20 protein-coding genes are annotated in these 21638 nt (G+C 63.4%); 5 read left to right on the top strand and 15 right to left on the bottom strand.

Features of this window, described 5'->3' with window-relative positions:
* Positions 1–16: 16 nt before the first annotated feature.
* The 10 genes from ACCO56_RS29110 to ACCO56_RS29065 are packed head-to-tail and all read right to left on the bottom strand — an operon-like array spanning position 17 to position 11219.
* The gene (locus ACCO56_RS29110; RefSeq protein WP_433644437.1) at positions 17–1063 is read right to left on the bottom strand and encodes an NAD(P)H-dependent flavin oxidoreductase; all 1047 of its coding nucleotides are present in this window, start codon (positions 1061–1063) and stop codon (positions 17–19) included.
* Between the two features lie 9 nt (positions 1064–1072).
* Entirely contained in the window at positions 1073–2713 is a 1641-nt protein-coding gene (locus ACCO56_RS29105; RefSeq protein ID WP_433644436.1) for an AMP-binding protein, read from the bottom strand.
* Positions 2710–3126, bottom strand: coding sequence for a Zn-ribbon domain-containing OB-fold protein (locus ACCO56_RS29100; protein ID WP_433644435.1), 417 nt, complete (start codon positions 3124–3126; stop codon positions 2710–2712). Before ACCO56_RS29100 ends, ACCO56_RS29105 begins: the two co-directional genes overlap by 4 nt.
* A 3-nt stretch (positions 3127–3129) precedes the next feature.
* Complete coding sequence (locus ACCO56_RS29095) at positions 3130–4290, bottom strand: thiolase family protein (protein ID WP_433644434.1); 1161 nt, start codon at positions 4288–4290, stop codon at positions 3130–3132.
* A 10-nt stretch (positions 4291–4300) separates the two neighbouring features.
* Entirely contained in the window at positions 4301–5497 is a 1197-nt protein-coding gene (locus ACCO56_RS29090) for a thiolase C-terminal domain-containing protein (protein WP_433644433.1), read from the bottom strand.
* A complete protein-coding gene (locus ACCO56_RS29085; protein ID WP_433644432.1) occupies positions 5494–5928 on the bottom strand; it encodes a Zn-ribbon domain-containing OB-fold protein in 435 nt (144 codons plus the stop codon). The genes ACCO56_RS29090 and ACCO56_RS29085 overlap by 4 nt, the downstream gene beginning before the upstream one ends.
* Before the next feature lie 42 nt (positions 5929–5970).
* On the bottom strand, positions 5971–7131 hold the full coding sequence (locus ACCO56_RS29080) for a CaiB/BaiF CoA transferase family protein (RefSeq protein ID WP_433644431.1): 1161 nt from the start codon (positions 7129–7131) through the stop codon (positions 5971–5973).
* 13 nt (positions 7132–7144) lie between these two features.
* On the bottom strand, positions 7145–8335 hold the full coding sequence (locus ACCO56_RS29075) for a CaiB/BaiF CoA transferase family protein (RefSeq protein WP_433644430.1): 1191 nt from the start codon (positions 8333–8335) through the stop codon (positions 7145–7147).
* A complete protein-coding gene (locus ACCO56_RS29070) occupies positions 8332–10116 on the bottom strand; it encodes an ABC transporter permease (RefSeq protein ID WP_433644429.1) in 1785 nt (594 codons plus the stop codon). The genes ACCO56_RS29075 and ACCO56_RS29070 overlap by 4 nt, the downstream gene beginning before the upstream one ends.
* A 5-nt stretch (positions 10117–10121) precedes the next feature.
* Complete coding sequence (locus ACCO56_RS29065; RefSeq protein WP_433644428.1) at positions 10122–11219, bottom strand: extracellular solute-binding protein; 1098 nt, start codon at positions 11217–11219, stop codon at positions 10122–10124.
* A 245-nt stretch (positions 11220–11464) separates the two neighbouring features.
* Here ACCO56_RS29065 and ACCO56_RS29060 point away from each other — a divergent pair, with 245 nt between their 5' ends.
* The 4 genes from ACCO56_RS29060 to ACCO56_RS29045 all read left to right on the top strand — a co-directional run bounded on the left by ACCO56_RS29060 (position 11465) and on the right by ACCO56_RS29045 (position 15753).
* Positions 11465–12415, top strand: coding sequence for a LysR family transcriptional regulator (locus tag ACCO56_RS29060; protein ID WP_433644427.1), 951 nt, complete (start codon positions 11465–11467; stop codon positions 12413–12415).
* Positions 12416–12594: 179 nt separating this feature from the next.
* A complete protein-coding gene (locus ACCO56_RS29055) occupies positions 12595–13515 on the top strand; it encodes a cyclase family protein (RefSeq protein WP_433644425.1) in 921 nt (306 codons plus the stop codon).
* Positions 13516–13545: 30 nt separating this feature from the next.
* Entirely contained in the window at positions 13546–14619 is a 1074-nt protein-coding gene (locus tag ACCO56_RS29050; RefSeq protein WP_433644424.1) for an ABC transporter ATP-binding protein, read from the top strand.
* A 267-nt stretch (positions 14620–14886) separates the two neighbouring features.
* The gene (locus ACCO56_RS29045) at positions 14887–15753 is read left to right on the top strand and encodes a DUF2189 domain-containing protein (protein ID WP_433644423.1); all 867 of its coding nucleotides are present in this window, start codon (positions 14887–14889) and stop codon (positions 15751–15753) included.
* Between the two features lie 102 nt (positions 15754–15855).
* Here the strand turns inward: ACCO56_RS29045 and ACCO56_RS29040 are convergent, their stop codons facing one another.
* From ACCO56_RS29040 to coxB, 5 genes are all read right to left on the bottom strand, one after another.
* Positions 15856–16227 carry a cytochrome C oxidase subunit IV family protein gene (locus ACCO56_RS29040; RefSeq protein ID WP_433644422.1) on the bottom strand — a complete coding sequence of 124 codons (372 nt, stop codon included), beginning with the start codon at positions 16225–16227 and terminating at the stop codon, positions 15856–15858.
* 9 nt (positions 16228–16236) lie between these two features.
* Complete coding sequence (locus ACCO56_RS29035; protein WP_433644421.1) at positions 16237–16950, bottom strand: heme-copper oxidase subunit III family protein; 714 nt, start codon at positions 16948–16950, stop codon at positions 16237–16239.
* A gap of 11 nt (positions 16951–16961) precedes the next feature.
* The gene (locus tag ACCO56_RS29030) at positions 16962–17660 is read right to left on the bottom strand and encodes a cytochrome c oxidase subunit 3 (protein WP_433644420.1); all 699 of its coding nucleotides are present in this window, start codon (positions 17658–17660) and stop codon (positions 16962–16964) included.
* Positions 17657–19429, bottom strand: a complete 1773-nt coding sequence (gene ctaD, locus ACCO56_RS29025) for a cytochrome c oxidase subunit I (protein ID WP_433644419.1) — start codon at positions 19427–19429, stop codon at positions 17657–17659. The genes ACCO56_RS29030 and ctaD overlap by 4 nt, the downstream gene beginning before the upstream one ends.
* Positions 19430–19511: 82 nt before the next feature.
* Positions 19512–20339 (bottom strand): cytochrome c oxidase subunit II, encoded by an 828-nt coding sequence (coxB, locus tag ACCO56_RS29020; protein ID WP_433644418.1) that lies wholly within the window; start codon positions 20337–20339, stop codon positions 19512–19514.
* A 296-nt stretch (positions 20340–20635) separates the two neighbouring features.
* On the opposite strand from coxB, the gene ACCO56_RS29015 reads away from it, so the two are divergent.
* Positions 20636–21454 carry an alpha/beta fold hydrolase gene (locus tag ACCO56_RS29015; RefSeq protein WP_433644416.1) on the top strand — a complete coding sequence of 273 codons (819 nt, stop codon included), beginning with the start codon at positions 20636–20638 and terminating at the stop codon, positions 21452–21454.
* Positions 21455–21638 lie beyond the last annotated feature (184 nt).

Raw genomic sequence — 21638 nt, 5'->3', positions numbered from 1 at the left:
TCCTCCTCGATAAACGCTAGGCAGCGTCGCCCAGTGCCGGTCCCGTGCCCGGCTGCGCGAGCACCCGGCCAATCCTTTCGTGAATATCGCGCGCCTGATCCATCGTCCGTTCAATGACTTCGGCGCAGGTCAACACCTCGCGGATCATGCCCGCGCCGGCTCCCATGTAGACCTCACCCTGGTCGAGATCGCCGACGCGCAAGCCGCCGACCCTGCGGCCGCCCGGCAGGTCGTAGTCCGCGATGAGCGCGCGCAGCTCGTCGGCGCTGGCGCCAGTCAGCTCCATCTCGCGGAACCGGATAGTGAACGCGTTGCGCAGGGTGCGTGCGACGCCGATGCGGCGGCCCCAGGACGCCGTGGATGTATCCTCCGCGCCAACGATTGCTTGCTTGACCGCCTCGTGGATCGGGGATTCCGTGGTTGCCATGAACCGCGTGCCCATATAGGCCGCGCCGGCCCCGGCCGAGAGTGCGGCGACGAGACCACGCCCGTCGACAATCCCGCCGGCGGCGATCACCGGGATCGAAACCGCCTCCACCACCTGCGGCACCAGCACGTTCATGGGCAGTTCGTCGAAGCCGCTGTGCCCGCCCGCTTCGAAGCCCTCGGCAACCACGGCGTCGCAGCCATGCTCCTCTGCCTTGCGGGCGTGCTTCGCCGAGCCCACGGCATGGATGACGAAGACGCCCGCCTTCTTCAGTTTCTCCGTGTAGACTTCGGGGCTGCCCATGACGACGATCGCGACGGAAATCCCTTCCTCGAGCGCCACCGCGACGGCGCGGTCGCTGAAGGCCCGAGCCGCGCCGTGACCGATCGGGAAGTTCACCGCAAACGGCTTCGCGGTCAGTCGGCGCACCTCGCGGATTTCGCGTCGCAACCTTTCGCCGGTAACGGCCGGGTCCGAGGACGGGGCAACTATTTCACGGCCCGCATTGGGGCCGATCGTCCCCATGCCGCCCGCCTCGGAAACGGCCGCGACGAGCCGCGCGTCGGTCGCCCAGTTCATGGGCGCCTGGATGATGGGCGCCCGGATGCCCAGTTGTCGGCAGAATTCGGTCGGCATGGTGAAATCTCAGCTCGCCTTTGAAAGCGCAGGTGCGGCCGTGTTCGGCGTGGCGCGCTCCAGGCGATAGCCGGCGGCTTCGCGGTCCCAGGCGGTCGGGCCGAGACCAGCCTCCACGAGCTTGTATTTCTCCACCTTCGCGCTCGGGGTGCGCGGCATGTCGGCGACGAATTCGATGTATCGAGGCAGCATGAAGCGCGGCATGCGTGTTTGCAGCCAGTCCATGAGCGCCGCCGGCGTCAGCGAAGATCTCTCGGAACGGATGATGACACAACGGACGTCGTCCTCGCCCACCGAGGCCGGATGCGCGACAGCAGCGACTTCCGAGACTTCCGGATGCATCCCGACGATCCGCTCGACCTCGAAGCCCGAAATGTTCTCGCCGCGCCGGCGGATACGTTCCTTCTTGCGGCCGACGAAGTAGAAGTAGCCGTCGGCGTCGCGACGGGCGTAATCTCCGGTGTGGAACCAGAGATTGCGAAGCGATTTCAATGTCTCTTCGGGCTTGTTGATGTAGCCGTCCATCATGATCGAAGGCAGTTTCGGCCGTGCGACCAGTTCGCCCGGCTCTCCGTCCGGCACGGGAAGGCCATCGTCGCCGATGAGGGCGATCTCGAAATCCTCATGCGCGCGGCCGCACGAGCCGTCACGCCGGTCGGGCCAGGGCGTATAGACGGTGAGGCCGGTCTCGGTAAGGCCATAGGCTTCCACCAGCCTCACATTGAACCGGGACTCGAACTCCGGATCATAATTTGCGTTGTACATGGCGCGCATCTTGTGCGCCTTGTCCCATTCCGATGGCGGCTGCGCCTTGAGGATCGTCGGCAAGGTGAAGATCGTATGCCCGACCGTCGCTCCGCATGCCGCGGCCTGACGCCAGAATTGCCCGGCGCTGAACTTCTCGGCGATCACGACCTCACCGCCCACCATGAGGGCTGGAAGCACGCCCAGCCGGCTCGCCAGGCCGTGGAAAAGCGGGAGCGGCGTAAACAATACATCGTCGCTGGTCAGGCGGAGAGCGCGGACGAAAGTTGTCGCAGAGGCGAAAAAGTGACCGTTCGGGATAATGACGCCCTTGGAAGGCCCGGTAGTGCCCGACGTGTACATGATGCTCTGGACGTCGCGGAAGCTGCACGGGACTTCCGGATCTTCGCCCTGCGTGACCGGCAGCTGGTCGTAGGAGAGATAGCGGTTCGGACCTTCGGGGAGTTGCAGTCCGTCGATCCCGCCGACGACCGCGACCCATTCGAGCTGGTTGAGCGTCTCGCGTGGAACCGTGGCGAGTTGCCCAAAAAGGCTGCGGTCGACGATGACGCCTCGCGACCCACTGTCCTTGAAGATGTAGTCCAGGAGCGGACCGGTATAGGTCGGATTGACGGGAACGAATACGGCGCCGGCGACGCAGCATCCGTACCAGGCCAGTACGAATTCGGGGCAATTGGGCAGGAGCAGCGCCACCGTATCCTGCTTGCCGACGCTCAGTGCCTTGAGGCCGCGCGCGACTGCGCGTGCGTCCTGGTCGATCTGGCGGAAGGTCCAGCTCCGGTCATCGAAGCGCAGATAGACGCGGTCGCCGTGCTCGCGCGCTCGCTCGGCGAGCATCGGCCCCAGCACGCGCTTCTCGAGCGGCAAAGAGTAGAGTTCGGTCATGCGTTGTCTTCCTGAACGGGTCGGAACTTCGGGATGGAGATGTCGGAAGTGATGTCTTCGAACACGACCTCGACCTTCATCCCGTGATGGAGGGAGTCGTTGGGAGCGAGGATGTTGCTCATCATCATGACGCCTTCCTCGAGACGCACGCCCGCGACGTTGTAGGGAATGTCGGCCTCGAAGGACGGGAAGTAGCAGCGGTGGAACACCACCCAGGAGAGGACCTCTCCTCGGCCGCTGACGGGGGAGTAGGCCCAGTTCGGACCTCCGCATTGGGCGCAGACCGGCGAGGCGGGATAGCGATAGGTGTCGCAGTCCTTGCAGCGCTGGATGTGCAGGCGGTGGTTGCGCGCATGCTCCCAATATTCGCGGTCGAGCGGGGTGATCTGCGGCAGGGGCTTCTGCATCGTCATGGCTCAGTTCCGGTAGATGATTGAAGTCGCCACATTGGCGCGGCAGATGTACTGGATCAGCTCGGCGTCGTTGATCTGCCGGGCGCCGCACTCCTTGCGCAGCTGCCGCACCGCCTCGACCTGATGGAGCCAGCCCTGCATGTAGCTGTCCGAGAGGTGACCTCCATGCGTGTTGACGGGAAGCTCGCCACCAAGCTCGATACGCCCGCCCTGAGTGAAGTCGCCGCCTTCGCCCGGCTTGCAGAAGCCGAAATTCTCGAGCGATATCCAGATGTTGATGGAAAAGCTGTCGTAGATCATCAGCGCGTCCATGTCCTCGCGCCCGACCTCCGCCATGCCGTAGACCATCTCGGCGGCCTTCGGCATCGTGTCCTGCCAGAAATTGGTATTCGGCAGGGAGGAGCCGCGATACGTATCCTGCCGGCCGATACCGGCGACGTAGACCGGCCTCTTCTTCAGATCCCTGGCACGCTCAGCGGTCGTGACGATAAGGGCGACGCCGCCGTCGTTGATCAGACAGTAGTCGTAGAGCCTCAGCGGCTCGCATACGAAGCGGGCGCCCATGTACTTATCTACGGTGAGCGGTTCCTTCTTGATGGAGTCGGGGTTGAGAATGGCGTGCTTGCGCTGGGCGATCGGCACTGCCGCGAGCTGCTCGCTCGTCGTGCCGTAGAGATTGAAGTGCTGACGCGCCTGAAAAGCGCTGGCAGCGCCGGGTGACGTGAGGCCGTAATAATAATAGGCGCTGGAATACTCCCGGCCCGGCGTGACGTTGGTATCGCCGCCGAACTTTCGCCCCTCGGTGCGCGAGGCGTTGCCGTAGATCAGCGCTACCGTTTCGCACATGCCGGTCGCGATCAGCATGGTCGCGTATTGGATGAGTGGACCGGTCCCTGGGCCGCCAATGTCGAAATTTGCGCCGACCACGGGGTTGATGCCAAGCATCTCGCCGACCCGCACAAAGCTGATATTGCCCGGCCCCTGTACGATCAGCCCGTCGACGTCGTGGCGGGTGAGGCCGCAGTCGTCCAGCGCATTGCTGAACGCTTGCAGGGCCAGCGTGTAGGCATCGCTGTCGGGGAATGTCCCCTGCGGTGAGGCGCCGACGCCGACGACGGCCGCCTTGTCCTTCATCTGTCGCATGCGCGAAATGTTGGGCGCCATAGTCGTCCTTTCAGTTGGCGAGGATCAGTGCGCTCTTGTGAGCCAGGGCACCGCCGCTCGTGACGAGGCATGTCTCGGCCCCGTCCACTTGGGCGGTCGAGGTGCCGCGCATTTGGCGAACGCCTTCGAACACCAGATTGAGGCCCTGGAGGTAACCTTCCGAGAGCAGGCCGCCGGCGGTGTTCGTCGGCAGCCTGCCCTTGCGTTCCCAGCTCAGATTGCCGTCCATGATGAAGCGGGCCGCCTCGCCGGGTTCGCAGACGCCGAAATCCTCCAGCGCCATGATGGCGAGGCCGCTGAAGGCGTCGTAGATCTGCGCGCAGTCGAGGTCGGAAGGCGATATGCCGGCCATGCCGAACAATGCCTTGCCGAGCGCCCGGGAATTCGTGGTGTGATAGTCGTCAACCGGCATGTTGTGCGAGCCCGTCGGTCCGAGACCCCAGCCGGGGCCGCTGGCCTGCGCTGCGGCGAGAATTCGGACAGGCCTCTGTTTCAGGTCCCGCGCGTGCTCCCGCGATGTGACGATCAGCGCGCCCGCACCATCGGTTTCCAGGCAGCAATCGTAGAGGCCGAAGGGATCGGCGATGCGCCGCGCGCCGGCATGTTCGGCGAGCGTCAGCGGCTTGTTGTACTGGAGCGCGGCCGGGTTTCGCTGCGCGTGTTCGCGGAAGGTGACGGCGACGTGGCCGAGCGCTTCGGCCGGTGTGCCATATCTATGCATGTGGCGTCTGAAGGTGAGCGCCACCATCTGAGCCGGTGTCATCAATCCGAAGGGCGCCATGTATGCGCCGCCGGTTGGCCGGGCGCGATACTGTCCGTATCGTTCATATTGCCCTTGGCAAAGAGAGCGATAGACGACGACGTTCCTGCAGATGCCGGCGTGCACGGCGAGCGCGGCATTCATCACCGCTCCGGAACAACCGCCCCCGCCGGCGCCCCAGACCATGTTGGAGAAACGGAGCTCCGGAATGCCGAGCGTCTGTTGGATGAGCACGGGTTCATGTCGCTCGGCGGCGTAGGAGCAGAAGCCGTCGATCTCCGAGACGTCGATACCTGCGTCGTCGGCTGCCTGGGTGATCGCCTCGCAGCAGAGCGCGAATTCGCTCCTGTCCTTGATGTCCCCATGCTTGGCGAACTCGGTTACGCCGATGCCGACGATCGCCGTGCTGTCGGTCAAGCCGGCCCGGATTCCCTGGGGCTCGCTCATTGCGTCGCATCCGCGCGCTTGCAAAAGCGCGGCAGCCAGCCGCCATCCTCGGTGGCTTCCCAGACAAGGCTCACCGACAGGCCGATACGCATCTCCTCGTGCGATGCGTCGACGACGTTCGAGACGAGGCGAACGTCGCCGGCATCGTCGAGCATCACGACTGCCACATTGAAGGGAAGTGCGGTCTTCAGTGCCGGGTGCGCGGCATGCCGCACGATCGTGTAGCTGAAGACCTCTCCATTCCCGGAAACGGCTGCCCATTCTGCGCTGGCGCTGCGACAGGATGGGCAGTTCGGCATGGGAGGATGCCGGAAGCGAGCGCAGTAGGTGCAGCGCTGGATGCGCAGTTGCCGCTGGCGGATGAAATCCCAGTAAGCCTGATCGTCCGGCGTCGGCTGCGGCAAGGGCGTGCCGGCGGGAAGATAGCTCATGACAGCCTCCCGTATGGCCGCGATTGTGGAAGGTCCATCCGATCACGCCTCCGTTTGGGCTGGCCAGTCGCCGCCGGCGAATGCTGCCGTATGTGCGCCGGGCTGTGTGCCTGGCCTGAGTTCGGCCGGCGTCCGGTCGAAGCGCCACGGCACCCCTGCCATGTCGATCGCGCCCCAATCTTCGGTCCGGAACGTCGTCACCATCTTGTTTTCGAGATAGTGGACGTTGTGGCGGAACTCGTCGTAGCTGGTGAACAGCGCGCAAGGCACCTTGGCGCGCCGCAAGACGTCCAGCCAAAACTGGGCCGGCCGTTTCGCGAATACGGCGTCGAGGATCTCCAGCAGCGCCTCGCGATTGCGGATGCGGTCCGGATTGCGCGCGAAGCGGGGATCGTCCGTCAGTTCCGGCCTACCGATCGCTTGGCATAAGGCACGCCATTCGCGGCGCGAGCTGGCGGTCACGGCCAGCGGGATGTCCTCGGTCTGGAAGGCCTGGTCGGGAACCAGATAGGTGATGGCGCTTCCCATCGGCACCGGCGTGGCGCCGGAAAGGTGTTCGGCCAACCGAACACGCTGCAGGGTGAGGGCCGCCTCTATCATCGTGATCTCGACCAGCTTGCCCTTGCCGGTGCGTTTTCGCTCCAGCAGCGCCGACAGTACCCCTTGCGTGATGCACATCGCTGTCGTGCAGTCGAAATGGCCGTACCAGCGCCACCTCTGCAGCTTGCCGCCCAGCGTGCCGTTCACCGAGCACGACCCGGTAAAAGGCTGGAGATGAGGGTCGGTCGCGCCGATCCCGACCATGGGGCCCTTGCGGCCGAAGCCAGAGGCCGAGGCATAAATGAGACGCGGGTTGATGGCCGACAGCTGGGCGTAGCCGACGCCGATCCGGTCAGCCACGCCAGGGCGGAAGTTCTCGATGAAGACGTCGGCCTGGGCGGCGAGCTTATGGACCGTCTCGCGCTCCTCCTCGCGCTTGAGATCGAGGACGATCCCGCGCTTGTTGAAGTTCATCGAAATGTAGGTTGTGCTCAGGCCCTTCTTACGGGGCGTGATGTTGCGGATGAAGTCGCCTTGCGGTGATTCGAGCTTGACCACATCGGCCCCGAGCTGGCCGAGCAGGACACCCGCCCAGGGGCCGACGGCACCCATGCTGGCGTCGAGCACGCGTAGTCCGGCCAAGGGACCTTTCTTCTCGGTCATGGAAAAATCCTTCTCAGCTGGCTGCGGCTGCCACGGGCCGCGGAGACCGGTTGAGTTCGGCGAGGATCGCCGACCGGTGCTCGCCCAGGCGTGGAGCGCTTGCGTAGACCTCGCGCCGCGGCTCATCGCCGAAGCGGAACGGAATGCCGATCTGGCTTCGGGCGGGTTCCGGTCCGCCTTCCACCTCGACGAGGGGCTCCAGAATCCGCACCTGCTCGTGGTTGAGCACTTCGGCATAGTTTTGGAACTTCACCGAAATGCCGTCGTGCTCGTTGATCAGCTTGCTGATCTCGGCGCAGGTCATGCGTGAGAATACTTCGCGGTAGGGGCCACCATGGGTGAAGCGACGGTCGCCGAGATAGATCGTTGAACGCCAATCTTCATACTCGGGATCATCGACGAGGCGGCCCAGGTCGATCGCCTCGCAGAACTTCGCCCAGGCATCTCTCTGGCCGTGCCTGAAGTCGAACGTCACCTGGCCGTCGCTGGCGTCCCAGCCGGTATCGGCAGGCCAGCGCGGACCGTTGAGATGGAAACCGGACCAGTCGTCCGTGTCCCCGCTCTGGGCCGCCAGCAGGATCGTCTTCATCGACAGCAATGCGCCTAGCGTGCTGACGGAGAGGTGCTGCCCCTTGCGGCTCGCCTCGCGCTCGATCAGCGCCGCGACGATGCCCTGATAGGCATGCATGGCCGCCGCCTGTCCTGAGATTTCGAAACCGACGCGGCATGGCGGTCCGTCGCGGTCCCCGACATAGCGGGTGAAACCGGACATTGCCTGGATCGTCAGCTCGGAGCCGGGCAGGCCGGCGAAGCGACCCTGGCTGCCGATGTCGTCGATCTCGCAAACGACAAGCCTCGGATAGAGTCGTGCGATGCCACGCCAGTCGATTCCGCTTGGGGCGCCCTGATCGTCATGAGCTATCAAAACGTCCGCGGCCGCCACCAGCCTGTCGAACACGGCCGTATCCTCGGTATCGGTCAAGTCGAGAACGATGCTCCGCTTGCCACGGTTCAGGTGGTGGAAGATCGCGGCGTCGCCGCCCTCCAGCGGAAGGCCCCATTCACGGGACCGGTCGCCGTCGGGAGTCTCCACCTTGACGACGTCAGCGCCGAGATCGGCAAGCAGCATGCCGGCTGCCGGACCGGCAACACCTTCGGCGAATTCCACCACACGAAGAGAGGTGAATGAGGACAGAACGCTCATTTCGACAGCGCCTTTTCCATCTGGACCCGGAAGATTGCCCGCGTGAAGATCACGAGCCCGATCATCATGACTGTCTGGAGAACACCGATGGCCGCGGCGAACTGGTAGTTGCCGGCGTCCATGTAGTGCCATGTGAGGACCGAGAGGACCTGGCTCTTCTGACTGTAGAGAAGCACCGAGGCCGACAATTCCTTGATGCTCATGAGCATCACGAAGAACAGGATCGCGATCAGAGTGGGCTTGAGCAGCGGCATGGTGATTTTTCGCAAGGCGACGAGGCCCGTGGCGCCGGACATTCGCGCGCTTTGCTCCAGTTCGGGATGGAGCTGGATCACCGCCGAGCGGCTGACCACGATGCCGTAGGGCAGGAACTTCGCGACGAAGGCGAGAAGCAGGATCCAGGGCGTACCGTAGATCGGCGTCTGGATATACGCCCAAAGCAGGCCGATGCCGTAGACGAGGCCGGGCACCGCCACAGGCAACACGCCCATGAAGGCCACCACTCGGGTCGCGTGACTCGGCCTGCGGACCTCCATGAAACTGATCAGCAGGCCGACCAGCACGCAGATCGTCCCGCAGAGGACAGCGAGCCAGGTCGTGTTCCACAGCGCGGCACGCATGTCCTGCAGCGTGAAGATCTGCTGGTAGTGGGTGAGGGTGAAGACGTCACTGGTGAGCGTCGGGGCGCTGTACTTCATGAAGGAGGAAAGGATCAGCGCGCCAAACGGCAGAATATCGGCGGACAGCACGTATACGCCGATCGCGGCGAGGGCGAGCCAGCGCTTTCTCCCGAGGGAAAGGGGACGGCCTCGGAAGCCTTTGCCAGAAACCGTGACGAACCTCTCCGAGCGGCGCGTGATTCGGCGCTGCAGCCAGACGCCGAGAATGGTGATCCATAGCAGCATCGTTCCGGCGGCCGCGGCGTGGGCGCGATGCACGGGGAACACGGTGGAGTCCTGGAAGATCTTCCAAGGGAGTGTCGTGAAGCCGGCCGTCCCGCCGATGATGCCGGGGATCGTGTACATCTCGGCGGCGAGTATGAAGATGAGCAGGCCCGAGGCGAGGATCGCCGGCAGCGCCATTGGCAGGGTGATGCGCGTCAGCGCCTGGAACGGCGTGGCGCCGGACATCCGGGCGGCCTCCTCGAGCGAAGAATCCATCGCTCTCAGATTGCCCACGGTGAACAGATAGGCGAACGGGCAGAAGAAGAGAAACATGACCCAGGCCACGCCGCCATAGGACCAGATGTTGATCAGTGGCGAGACGTCGATGCCCAACGTGTTGAAAAGCGTCTTGTAGGCGACGTTGACGAAGCCCGTCTTCTGCGATCCCAGCGTGATCCACGCGATAAGCCCCGTGAAAGGCGACAGAAACAGCGGCATGATGATCAGCAGGTCGAGCGTGTTCTTGAACGGAAGGTCGGTCCTGGCCATGAGGATGGCCATGCCCACGCCGACGAACAGGGAAAGCGCGGTCACGACGACCGCAAGGACGAGCGCGTTGGCGAGATAGCCGAGATACTCGGCGCCGAAATAGACGTTCAGGATCGCGGTCAGGTCGCGCTCGTTGGAGAGACCTGTTCGGGTCTCTCCATAGAAGGCAGCATTGACCGTATAGATCAACGGAACGATTGCGATGACAAAGACGGCGATCGCGAGCAGCGCCCATACGAGACGTTCGCCGCCCCAGCGCCACATCAAGGCCTGGAAGGAGTTCGTTGCCGTCGGGGACCGGCTCTTGCCGGCACCCACCGCCACATGAGCGTGCTGGACCGCGGACATGGCGCTTATCGCTGCGCTGTCTTGAGGATATTGATCCAGGTGTCGAGATCGGAATGGAAGCTCTCGTTCCACCGGTCGAAGTCGATCGCGTAGGGTTCCTCGATCGGCTTGTACCAGTCCTCCTTCGTCACGGCGCGCGTGTCAGCCATGTCCTTGAGGACGGTCGCCGAGCCGTAAAGCTGCTGCAGGGCAGCTGCCCCTTCCTCGCTCATGGACCAGTTCTGGAAGAGCCGTGCCGCGTTCGGATGCGGCGCATATTTGGAGACGGCCTGCCAGGAATTGCCGAATACGGGGGTCGGCTTCGGATGCAGCCAGCGGATGGGGGCGCTCTGCTGCCACTTGGTCATCGCGATGCCTTCCCAGGTCCAGTAGGTGAAGTCGTGCTCGCCAGCGATGACGCGGTCCAGTCCGACCAGGACCTCGGAATAGACGGCGGGTTCCTGGGCCGCGACCTGCTTCAGGAACTCCTCGCCATACTCGTCCTTGAGCTTGGGATCCATGAACATGTGGATACCGGCATAGCAGGCTCCGCACTTCATGGTCGTGACCGCGAAGCGGCCCTTGAAACGGGGATCGAGAACCCCTTTCCAGCTCTTCTCGAGGATTTCGACCTCCTCGGGCGTCACCTTGTTGACGTTGTAGATGATCGCGTTGTCGGTGGTGTAGTTGGCGTAGGAATGCGCCCCGAGGTGGAATTCCGCCGGGAACCGGTCATGCGTGGGGACCTGCCATTCGGCGACATGGCCCTCTTCGATCAGTACCTTCATGCTCGGCTGGTCGCTGATGTGCAGGATGTCGACATTGTGCTGCCCCGACTGCACCTCCTCCATGAAGCGCTGGTACTGCTGCACGCCGACGATGCGCAGCACCTCGACCTTCACGCCCGGATACTTTTTCTCGAATTCGAGAGCGATCGCCTTCATCGGCTCCAGCGGGGCGCTTTCGTACCAGACGACGGTGCCTTCCTTCTTCGCCGCCTCGTAGAGTGCCGCCTCATCGGACGGATAGTCCTGGGCAAAAACCGACGACGCCACGAGCATGGACGCGAATGCCGCGCCTGCGATCCTGGCGAGAGCGCCGGATTTATTCCGAATGCTGGCCATTGTTCTTCCTCCCGAGAAGAATTTGCGCGCTTCAGTGTTGGGAGGGGTCGGCGATTCCGCCGGCGCGGCTTCAATTGGCGCACAATATTCTCGGCCCGACATCCGCAAAAGGACGCGTGGCGAAATGGTCGTCTCCTCCACGGTCCGGCGATAATGCCGGCTCCGACATTGACATTAGGTGATACACGACTTCATTTCCAAAACATAACCAGCATAATAATTATGCCGTTGAGGTATAGGTGCACATGCTCGATTTGCGGCAACTCCGGTACTTCTCCTGCGTGGCGGAAATGAAAAGCTTTTCGGCTGCAGCCGACCAGTTGCGCATCGCCCAGCCGGCGCTGAGCCGGTGCGTGAAGCAGATCGAAGACGAACTCGGGGTCGAATTGCTGGCTCGCCATGGCCGTGGCGTCACGCCGACGGCGGCGGGCGAGAAGCTCTATCACCATGCGCAGCGGCTCATGCGGGAAATGCGAATCGTGCAGGAGGAGGTGGTCGCTTCCTCGGGCACGCCATTCGGGCATCTCTATCTCGCCATGCCGCCGGCGACCGGGCAGATCCTCGCGCCGCCCGTCATCGAGCGTTATCGCGCGCTCTATCCCAGGGTCTCCCTTCATATCCTGGAGGGCTTCAGCGGCTACATCCACGAATGGCTCAATACCGGCCGGATCGACGTGGCAGTGCTTCACAATCCCATGCAGGGCAGAAATCTCGCGATCCGGCCGCTGCTTTCGGAAGAGATGTTTGTCATCGCGCCGGGACCGAAATGCCCTCGTCCCCTCCCGGCTGCCGATAGCTATTCCGTGAGCGACCTTGCCGACCTCCCGTTGATCCTTCCGAGCAAGCCGCACAGTCTGCGCATGCTGATCGAGGTCGCGGTCGCCAAGACGGAGCGGGCGCTCGAGCCGGCAATCGAAGTCGATGGACTGCCGATCATCAAGGCGATGGTCGAACGCGGACTGGGCTTCACGACGCTCACACAGCCTGCGGTGACACGTGAGGTCGCCAACGGGATGTTGAGGGCCATACCGATACGATCGCCAAGCATACGCTGGGATCTGGACATAGCATGCCGGCGCGACCGGCAGCCATCCGAAGCGGCTCGGGAACTGATTCGCATCATCGAGGAGGAGGTCCAGGAGCTCGTGCGTACCGGCGTCTGGATCGGATCGAAGCGGCTGGACGGTAAACAATAATGGTCTCGAACCCGCCGTGCTATGCCGCCAAGATATAATTCATATCGTCAATCGGTCTTGGACCAGGGGTTCTTCTGGCAATAGCCTTCCCAACTGAGAGCTGGTGCGACTTGATCGGCCTGGCCGGGATGGAGACGTGGGCGAAGGCGGGGAGCGCCTTGCCGAGGGATGGAGCATCCATGGACCGAGAGACTGGAAGGGCCACGACCGCCGAACAGGGGCGGCAGCGCAACTGGGGGCGCTGGGGCTCGGAAGACGAGCAAGGTCTTGCCAATCTTCTCACGCCAGAGCGGGTAGCGGCTGCCGCCAGGCTGGTCAGGACCGGCAGGGTCTTCAATCTATCGTTGCCGGTGGAGGACCGCAGCCTGCCCGTGCTGCCGGGCCGCCCGGCGCCACAGCATTATCTGCGGCGAACAGGGACGGACTATGCCGCCGGCGTGAAGCGCAAGGGCGGCTTCGAAGCCATGGACGACGTCATCATGCTCGCCACCCACGGAGCCACTCATGTCGACGCGCTCGCCCATGTCGGCGACGAGGGCCGATTGTTCAACGACGTCCCGATCGCGGCGATCCGCAGCAACGGTGCCAGCCGGCTCGGGATAGACAAATGTCCGCCGCTCGTCGGCCGCGGTGTGCTCCTCGATCTGTGCCGCCATCTCGGCGTCGAACGATTGCAGGGCGGCGAAGTCATCACGGACATTATGCTGGAAGACTGCGCGCGGGCTCAGGGAACGCCGGTAGAGCCCGGAACCATTGTCCTCGTCCGTACCGGTTGGATGTCGGTCTTCGCCAGCGAAGGCAGCAAGACATTTTTCGCCTCGGAGCCGGGCATCGGCATGGAGGCGGCGCGCTGGCTAGCGGACCATGACGCGGTCGCGATCGCGCTCGACAATTTTGCCGTGGAGGTGATTCCGACTGAGAGCGGCATCCCGGCCCCGGTCCACAGGTTTCTCATCCGCGATTGCGGCATGTATCTCATGGAATTGTTCAAGCTGGACGAACTGGCCGAGGCCGGCGTGCACGAATTCCTCTTCGTGGCCGGCCCTCTCGGTATCGTGGGGGGGCTCGGTAGCCCTCTGACCCCTCTGGCGATAGCCTGAATGCAACCGAATTGGAGGAGGAGCGAGCGCATGTCCGGTCTATCAATCAGGAAGCTTTACAAGGCCTATGGAGCCGTGACGGCAGTCAAAGGCGTCGACCTCGAGATCGGCGAGGGCGAACTTGTCGTCCTGCTGGGGCCCAGCGGTTGCGGCAAGACCACGACTCTGCGCTGTATCGCCGGCCTGGAGGACATCACCGATGGATCGATCTCGATCGGCGACCGGGTCGTGTCGGAGAAAGGTCGGTCGTTGCCGCCCGAGCAGCGCGAGATCGGGATGGTTTTCCAATCCTATGCCATCTGGCCGCATATGACCGTCGCGGAGAATGTGGCTTTCGGCCTCAAACTGAAGAACCTGCCAAAGCCGGAGATCGAATCGCGCGTTCGTTCTGCGCTCGAACTCGTCGGCTTGACGGGATATTCCTCCAGGCATGTGAGCCAGTTGTCCGGCGGCCAGCAACAGCGGGTCGCCTTGGCACGCGCCATGGCGCTGGAGCCCCGTATCCTCCTCTTCGATGAGCCCTTGAGCAATCTCGATGCGAAGCTGCGCGAGAAAATGCGTTTCGAACTGAGGCAGATCCAGCAGAGGCTCGGCATCACCTCGGTCTATGTGACGCACGACCAGCAGGAGGCGATGGTCATCGCGGACCGGATCGTGTTGATGCGCAACGGCGTGATCGAGCAAATGGGCGCGCCGGAAGACCTCTATCACCGTCCGAAGACGCTCTTCGCGGCCGAATTCGTCGGGCTTGCGAACATCTATTCCGGCGAGGCACGCGGGGGAGAGGTTCGCATCGCCAATGGGCCGGTCCTGAAGTCGTCCGGGGCCGCGTCCGGTGCGGTCGATATCGTTTTCCGACCCGAACAGGTGCGCGTCAGCAGCGAGCAGCCGGCGGATGCCACGAACGCTTTGCGGGCGACGGTCAAGGAATCCTATTTCCTCGGCAATATCGAGGATTTGATCCTGACCGTCGAGGGCATCGACATCCGTACGCAATTGAGCCCCGCTGAGCACAGGGCGTCGGGATCGAGCCTTTGGATATCCATTCCGCCGGAAGCGATCATCCTGCTGCCGCGCGGCGGACAGATGGAAGAAGCCGCTTGAGCATGGAAACTCCTGACGCGCCTCAAGGTCTGAGGCGCGAGCGGAAAGCCTGTTCGATTCCGAACCAGTGACCGCAAAGAGCGCTGATCGGACCTGCCTTTGGCGCTGTGCCTGAAGCCGCCCTCGCATCCCCGCCGGCGAGGAGAGGGGGGGCGACAAAACGCCGCAAGCAAGCTATGGTGACCGTGGGGCAGGTCGTGGCTGGCGGCCAGGAATGCCGATGCCGCGGATCTCGACCCGCCGAATCCGAATCCAGGAGGATAGGTCATGGCAGGCTTCCATGTGTATGCGGGCACCAACAGCACTCTTGAGCATCCCGCCGTTCGTCACATAACGGTTCAGGATGTCTTCGACGCGCTGCGAAGAGGCTTCGAGGATTTCTGGGACAAGCCCTCGCACTATGTTTTCCTCTGCCTGATCTACCCGATCGTCGGCGTGTTCCTGATCACGTGGACGTCCGGCGGAAGCGCGTTCCAGCTGGTCTTCCCGCTGATGTCCGGTTTCGCGCTCCTCGGTCCCTTTTTCGGGCTCGGCCTCTATGAGATCAGCCGTCGGCGCGAGCAGGGCCAGGATACGTCCTGGTGGCATGTCTTCGATGTCAGGCAGTCGCCCGCAATCCCGGCCATAGCGGCAATCGGCGGCATGTTGCTGGTGCTCTTCGTAGCCTGGCTCCTGACGGCCCAGGCACTCTACACCTGGCTTTACGGGGACGCCGCTCCCCTGTCCGTCGGCGCCTTCGTCAACGATCTCTTCACCACCCAGCGGGGCTGGACGTTGATCATCCTCGGCAATCTCATCGGCTTCCTGTTCGCCCTGGTCGTGCTCAGCACGACGGTTATCGCCTTTCCGCTGCTGCTCGACCGCGACGTCGGCGCCTATGCGGCGATCGAGACTTCGGCGCGGGCGGTGCTTGCCAATCCGGGGCCGATGCTGCTCTGGGGCCTCATCGTAGCGGTAGCCCTGCTGATCGGCTCGCTGCCAATTCTGGCCGGTCTCGCGGTGGTCATTCCCGTACTCGGCCACGGCACCTGGCATCTCTATCGCAAGGTGGTGGAGATCCCGGCCGGCAAGAAGAACCGCCGGGCACCTGTCCCCCCTCAGCGCGAACCACGGTTTCCGCCTTGGCTTCGGTGATTTGCGGAGTGGGCGCCTGACGGCGTCGATGTCCGTCTCCGTCGGGCCGCATCCCCCACTGTCCGGCCGGACAGAGGGGGATGGACCGCCGAAGGGCGTCGGTTATTGCGCGAAGAATGTCAGGCGGCTGAGCAGCGTATAATCGGACTCCGCAACCATGATTCCTACAAAGACCAGGATGGCGAGCGGCGGCAGCAGGATGGCGTAGGCGAGCGCCAGCCGCTCCCATGCCATATGCATGAACACAGCTACGATCAGCCCTGCCTTCAGCATCATGAAGAGCAGGATCAGCGACCAGCGCAGATGACCCTGGATGCCGATATAGTCGACCAGGTAGGAGAAGGCGCTGAGCACGAACAGCCAGCCCCAGACCACGAAATAGACCTTCAGCGGATGCTGCTGGTGGACCTCCGTGGAGACGGTCGCATGCGCCTGATGCGCATGACTGTCCCCGTGAACCACTGCTTCAGCCATGTTCCTTCCTCACCACAGATAGAAGAACGCGAAGATGAAAACCCAGACGAGATCGACGAAGTGCCAGTAGAGGCCCATGATCTCGACGCTTTCGTAGTGGCCGCGCCGGCTCGTGAAGAAGCCCCGCGCGCCCCGATCGTAGTCGCCACGCCACACCTTGCGCGCGATGATCAGGAGGAAGATCACGCCGATCGTGACATGGGTGCCGTGGAAGCCGGTGATCATGAAGAAGGTGGAGCCGAACTGCGCCGCACCCCAAGGATTGCCCCAGGGCCGCACGCCTTCCGTGATCAGCTTTGTCCATTCGAAGGCCTGCATGCCCACGAAGGTCGCGCCCAACGCGGCGGTCAGCAGCATCAGCACGGCGGTTTTCGTGCGGTCGCGCCGGTATCCGTAATTGACCGCCAACGCCATCGTGCCGCTGCTCGAGATCAGCACGAAGGTCATGATGGCGATCAGGATGAGCGGGATGTCCTGCCCGAACATATGAAGCGCGAAGACTTCGCTTGGATTGGGCCAGGGTACCGTGGTCGACATGCGTGCCGTCATGTAGGAGAGCAGGAAGCAGCCGAAGATGAAGGTGTCCGAAAGCAGGAAGATCCACATCATGGCCTTGCCCCAGGACACGTTCTTGAACGCGCGCTGGTCGGACGACCAATCGGCGGCGACCCCTTGCAGCCCTCCCGGTCTCGTTTCTGTCGTGTGGAGCGTCGCCTCGGCCATGGAGCTTGTCCTCAACTCAGCAATTGCCGGCAGATATCGATGAAGTCGTTGGCCCAGCCGGCCATGAGCACGAAGAGGCCGAGCCAGATGAAGAGCAGGAAGTGCCAGTACATGGCGCAGAGCTCGACGCTGTTGCGCAGCCGCTCCTGGCCCTCGCCGGCAAAGGCTCGGGCCGTCGTTGCGCCGAGCGCCAGGAGGCCGCCCGCGATATGGAGTCCGTGCATGCCGGTCAGCAGATAGAAGAAGCTGTTGGCAGGATTGGAATCGAGCAGAAAGCCTCTGGCTGAGAGCTCTCGCCACGCCAGCAATTGTCCACCGAGAAAGACGAGCGCCGTCAGCCCGCCCGTGACCAGCGCAAGCTTCATCGTTTCGGCCTGGGACCGGCGTGCCGCGGAAACCGCGCATTGCAGGGCGACGCTGCTCAGGCAGAGTATGCCGGTGTTGAGCCAGAGCAGGCGCGGGATGGGCGGCGCCTGCCAGTCGGACAGCGCCATGCGCATGACATAGGCGCTGGCGAACAGGGCGAAGAGAGCGCCGACCACCGCGAGGAAAACGGCGAGCCCGAGCTTGGTCGTCGGCACGCCTGTGTCTTCGAGGCCCGGAAGCGGCGCTCCATGCTCGAGCCAGGGCTTCGACATCAGCCGCTGCTGGGCCAGCCACCAGAAGGAGACGCCGGCAATGACGAGCAGGAAGACCAGGATGACGCTCATGCGCCAGCCCTCATGCCGACCGGCCCGGGGTCGTTCTGCGGGATGAAGTCTTCCTTCGCGCCGGGCACGCTGTAGTCATAGGCCCAGCGATAGACTACCGGCAGTTCGTTGCCCCAGTTGCCGTGCGGCGGCGGCGTCGTGGGCGTCTGCCATTCCAGCGTCGTCGCCCGCCACGGATTGCCGCCGGCATCCTTACCGTAGCGCAGGCTCCAGAAGAGGTTGAACAGGAACACCATCTGGGCGACGCCGACGACGAGTGCGGCGACGGTGATGAAGGCATTCAGCGTGTGCACGGAATCGGGGATAAAGGCCGTCTCGCCGAGTTCGGGATAACGGCGCGGCACACCGACCAGCCCGACATAGTGCATCGGGAAGAAGATGGCGTAGGCGCCGACGAAGGTAACCCAGAAATGGAACTGGCCCATCGCCTGGTTGAGCATGCGCCCCGTGATCTTGGGATACCAGTGATAGATGGCGCCGAAGATCACGAGGATAGGGGCAACGCCCATGACCATATGGAAATGCGCGACCACGAACATCGTGTCGGAGAGCGGCACGTCGACCACCACATTGCCGAGGAACAGGCCGGTCAGCCCGCCATTGACGAAGGTGACGATGAAGGCGAGCGCGAACAGCATCGGCAGGGTCAGGTGGATGTCGCCGCGCCAGAGCGTCAGCACCCAGTTGTAGACCTTGATCGCCGTGGGTACGGCGATGATCAGCGTCGTGGTGGCGAAGAAGAAGCCGAACAGGGGATGCATGCCGCTGACATACATATGGTGTGCCCAGACCACGAAGCTCAGCGCGCCGATGCCGACGATGGCCCACACCATCATGCGGTAGCCGAAGATGTTCTTGCGGGCATGGGTGCTGATCAGGTCGGACACGATGCCGAAAGCGGGCAGGGCGACGATATAGACCTCCGGATGGCCGAAGAACCAGAAGAGATGCTGGAACAGGATCGGGCTGCCGCCGCCATAGTTGAGCTGCTCGCCCATCTCGACCAGCGCCGGCATGAAGAAGCTGGTGCCGAGCAGGCGGTCGAACATCATCATGACGCAGGCCACGAAGAGCGCTGGGAAGGCGAGCAACGCCATCACGGTCGCCGTGAAGATGCCCCAGACCGTCAGTGGCATGCGCATCAGGGTCATGCCGCGGGTGCGGCCCTGGAGCACGGTGACCACATAGTTGAGGCCGCCCATGGTGAAGCCGATGATGAACAGGATCAGCGAGGCGAGCATCAGGATGATGCCCGTCTGCTGGCCGCCGGGCGTGCCCGACAGGATCGCCTGCGGCGGGTAGAGCGTCCAGCCCGCGCCGGTCGGGCCCCCGGGCGCGAAGAAGCTCGCCACCAGCACCAGCACCGCCACAAGATAGATCCAGTAGCTCAGCATGTTCACATAGGGGAACACCATGTCTCGGGCGCCCACCATCAGCGGGATGAGGTAGTTGCCGAAACCACCGAGGAACAAGGCGGTCAGGAGATAGATGACCATGATCATGCCGTGCATGGTCACGAACTGGTAATAGGCTTCGGGCGTGATGAAGGAGAAGATCCCGGGAAAGCCGAGCTGCAGGCGCATCAGCCAGGAAAGCACGAGCGCCACCAGGCCGATCGCCATCGCCGTGCCGGCATACTGGATGGCGATGACCTTGGCGTCCTGCGAGAAGACGTAGGTCGTCCACCAGCTATGCGGATGATAGAGCTCGACATCGGGGACTTCGGCGGGCGGAATGGCTTCGGGCCCACGCGGCGTGATATCGACCATCGCTTCACCTTTCTGTTCCTGCCGGCGGAGCCCGGGGCGGCCCGGTCTCCGTCCAGATGCGTCTCCTAAGTCGCCGCCTCCCTCATTTCCGAGGCGCCTCCGCCGTTCCGACCTGGTCGGGCGCGGACAATTGCGCGAAGGTCGACTGCTCCTGCAGCCAGGCCTGATAGTCCTCCTCGGAATCGACCGCGACGACGCCGCGCATGAAGCCGTGTCCGACACCGCAAAGCTCGGCGCAGAGCACCTCGAAGCTCCCCGTCCGCGTCGGCGTGAACCAGAAATAGGTGACCGAGCCGGGGATCATGTCCATCTTGCCGCGAAACTCCGGCACGTAGAAATCGTGCAGCACGTCGATCGAGCGCAGCACCATCTTGACCGGCTTGCCCATCGGCAGGTGCAGGTCGGCCGCCTCGATGACGAGGTCGTCCTGGCCATTGGGATCGTCGGGACTGACGCCCAGCGGATTTTCGGGGCTGATGAGCGTGCTGTTCGACGTGCCGAGCTTGCCGTCCTTGCCGGGCAGCCTGTAGCTCCATTGCCACTGCTGAGCGATCACTTCCACCTCGGTGGCGTCCTTGGGCACGCTGATGAACTGCGCCCAGACGTAAAGGCCGGGCGCCAGCATGGCCGCCACGCCGACCGCGGTGACGACCGTCAGCCACCATTCGAGCCGGCGGCTTTCCGGTTCATAGGCCGCCTCGGCGCCTTCCCGGTGGCGGAAGCGCCATACGCAATAGGCCATGAACAGGACAACGGCCGAAAAGACGATGCCGGTGATCCAGAAGGTGATGACGAGGGTGTGGTCTATATAATCCCAATTGGATGCAATAGGCGTCCACCACCATGGGCTCAGGGCGTGGAAGAGAACCGAGCCCACGACAACAAGAACGAGTACAAGCGCCATGGCCATGCTTCGTTCCTCCCGGCTTGCCCTTCGGAAATGTTTGTGTTTCCGTTGGGGAATGCCGGTTCCCATCATGCGTGAACTTGAAGTAGAACGCCAGTACGTCGCCGCGCCGACGAAGCGCGTCATTTCGACCGATGATAGCGACATATCGTCGCGCTAAACGAGACTTGGCCCTTCTGTGCGAGGGTTTCCCCGGAGGCTTCTCGCTCTTGATCAGAAAAAGCGCGGCCCATGACCTTCACGAAGCGGGACGGCCTGGATAGTCACGAGCTTGGATAATTGGCCGCGAGGGGGAAGGTATGGCGACGAGGCAGAGAGCGATCGAGACGAGCCATGGCCTGATCGCGATTCGGGAGACGGCGGGCCCCGGCACGCCGGTCCTGTTGATCCATGGCAATTCCAGCAACGGCTCTGTTTTCCGCAACCAGATGAACGGTGCGCTCGGGCAGCGCTACAGAATGATCGCGCCCGACCTGCCCGGTCATGGTGAATCCGCGGACGCGCTCGATCCGGAGCGCAGCTACTCGATGGAGGGTTACGCGGATGTCATGACGGAGGTGCTGCGCCTGCTCGGCGTCGACAGGGTGATCGTGTTCGGCTGGTCGCTCGGCGGTCATATCGGCCTCGAGATGATCGATCGCGTCCCCGGCATGCTCGGGCTGATGATCACCGGCACGCCGCCAGTTTCCATCGAGACGGTGGGCGAAGGCTTCCGGCCGAGCCCGCATATGGGGCTGGCGGCAAAGGAACATTTCACCCCCGAGGATGTCGAGGCCTATGCCCGCAGCACCTGCGGCGAGCCTTACGACGCCGGACTGCACACCACCGTCGCGCGCACCGACGGCAGGGCGCGTCGGCTGATGTTCGAGAAGTTCGTGTCCGGCAGCGGCGGGAACCAGGCCGAGATCGTCGCAACCGCATCGATTCCGCTGGCTGTCCTCAATGGCGCCGACGAGCCGTTCGTGAACACCGACTTCGTGGCGGCGGCGCGTTATGCCAATCTGTGGGAGGGCAAAGCCCACCTGATCGAGAATTCCGGCCACGCGCCGTTCTGGGACGCGCCGGAGAAGTTCGATCCGATCTTCGCCCGTTTCCTGGAGAGCGTCGACAAGCGGTGAGCGACCGGTCGCGTGAGCTTCCGTAATTTAGCAATCCGCATTGGCTGACCCCGGCCGGCATCGAGCTCGCCGGTCCGTTGCTTCGGATGCGACGTCGAATACAGGCATTGATACAGTAAGGCCTCAGTATCGAAGTATATCCGTTACAACTCTTGAGAAGTTCATATAATATGATAAGTTGATG

It is taken from the genome of Mesorhizobium sp. 1B3 (assembly GCF_050958605.1).
Taxonomy (GTDB): Bacteria; Pseudomonadota; Alphaproteobacteria; order Rhizobiales; family Rhizobiaceae.
This window is presented reverse-complemented; position numbering and strand designations above follow the sequence as displayed.

Excerpts from the sequence above, each read along its gene's own strand:
- ACCO56_RS29110 (WP_433644437.1), bottom strand. The coding sequence starts at position 1,063 with ATGCCGACCGAATTCTGCCGACAACTGGGCATCCGGGCGCCCATCATC.
- ACCO56_RS29105 (WP_433644436.1), bottom strand. The coding sequence starts at position 2,713 with ATGACCGAACTCTACTCTTTGCCGCTCGAGAAGCGCGTGCTGGGGCCG.
- ACCO56_RS29100 (WP_433644435.1), bottom strand. The coding sequence starts at position 3,126 with ATGACGATGCAGAAGCCCCTGCCGCAGATCACCCCGCTCGACCGCGAA.
- ACCO56_RS29095 (WP_433644434.1), bottom strand. The coding sequence starts at position 4,290 with ATGGCGCCCAACATTTCGCGCATGCGACAGATGAAGGACAAGGCGGCC.
- ACCO56_RS29090 (WP_433644433.1), bottom strand. The coding sequence starts at position 5,497 with ATGAGCGAGCCCCAGGGAATCCGGGCCGGCTTGACCGACAGCACGGCG.
- ACCO56_RS29085 (WP_433644432.1), bottom strand. The coding sequence starts at position 5,928 with ATGAGCTATCTTCCCGCCGGCACGCCCTTGCCGCAGCCGACGCCGGAC.
- ACCO56_RS29080 (WP_433644431.1), bottom strand. The coding sequence starts at position 7,131 with ATGACCGAGAAGAAAGGTCCCTTGGCCGGACTACGCGTGCTCGACGCC.
- ACCO56_RS29075 (WP_433644430.1), bottom strand. The coding sequence starts at position 8,335 with ATGAGCGTTCTGTCCTCATTCACCTCTCTTCGTGTGGTGGAATTCGCC.
- ACCO56_RS29070 (WP_433644429.1), bottom strand. The coding sequence starts at position 10,116 with ATGTCCGCGGTCCAGCACGCTCATGTGGCGGTGGGTGCCGGCAAGAGC.
- ACCO56_RS29065 (WP_433644428.1), bottom strand. The coding sequence starts at position 11,219 with ATGGCCAGCATTCGGAATAAATCCGGCGCTCTCGCCAGGATCGCAGGC.
- ACCO56_RS29060 (WP_433644427.1), top strand. The coding sequence starts at position 11,465 with ATGCTCGATTTGCGGCAACTCCGGTACTTCTCCTGCGTGGCGGAAATG.
- ACCO56_RS29055 (WP_433644425.1), top strand. The coding sequence starts at position 12,595 with ATGGACCGAGAGACTGGAAGGGCCACGACCGCCGAACAGGGGCGGCAG.
- ACCO56_RS29050 (WP_433644424.1), top strand. The coding sequence starts at position 13,546 with ATGTCCGGTCTATCAATCAGGAAGCTTTACAAGGCCTATGGAGCCGTG.
- ACCO56_RS29045 (WP_433644423.1), top strand. The coding sequence starts at position 14,887 with ATGGCAGGCTTCCATGTGTATGCGGGCACCAACAGCACTCTTGAGCAT.
- ACCO56_RS29040 (WP_433644422.1), bottom strand. The coding sequence starts at position 16,227 with ATGGCTGAAGCAGTGGTTCACGGGGACAGTCATGCGCATCAGGCGCAT.
- ACCO56_RS29035 (WP_433644421.1), bottom strand. The coding sequence starts at position 16,950 with ATGGCCGAGGCGACGCTCCACACGACAGAAACGAGACCGGGAGGGCTG.
- ACCO56_RS29030 (WP_433644420.1), bottom strand. The coding sequence starts at position 17,660 with ATGAGCGTCATCCTGGTCTTCCTGCTCGTCATTGCCGGCGTCTCCTTC.
- ctaD (WP_433644419.1), bottom strand. The coding sequence starts at position 19,429 with ATGGTCGATATCACGCCGCGTGGGCCCGAAGCCATTCCGCCCGCCGAA.
- coxB (WP_433644418.1), bottom strand. The coding sequence starts at position 20,339 with ATGGCCATGGCGCTTGTACTCGTTCTTGTTGTCGTGGGCTCGGTTCTC.
- ACCO56_RS29015 (WP_433644416.1), top strand. The coding sequence starts at position 20,636 with ATGGCGACGAGGCAGAGAGCGATCGAGACGAGCCATGGCCTGATCGCG.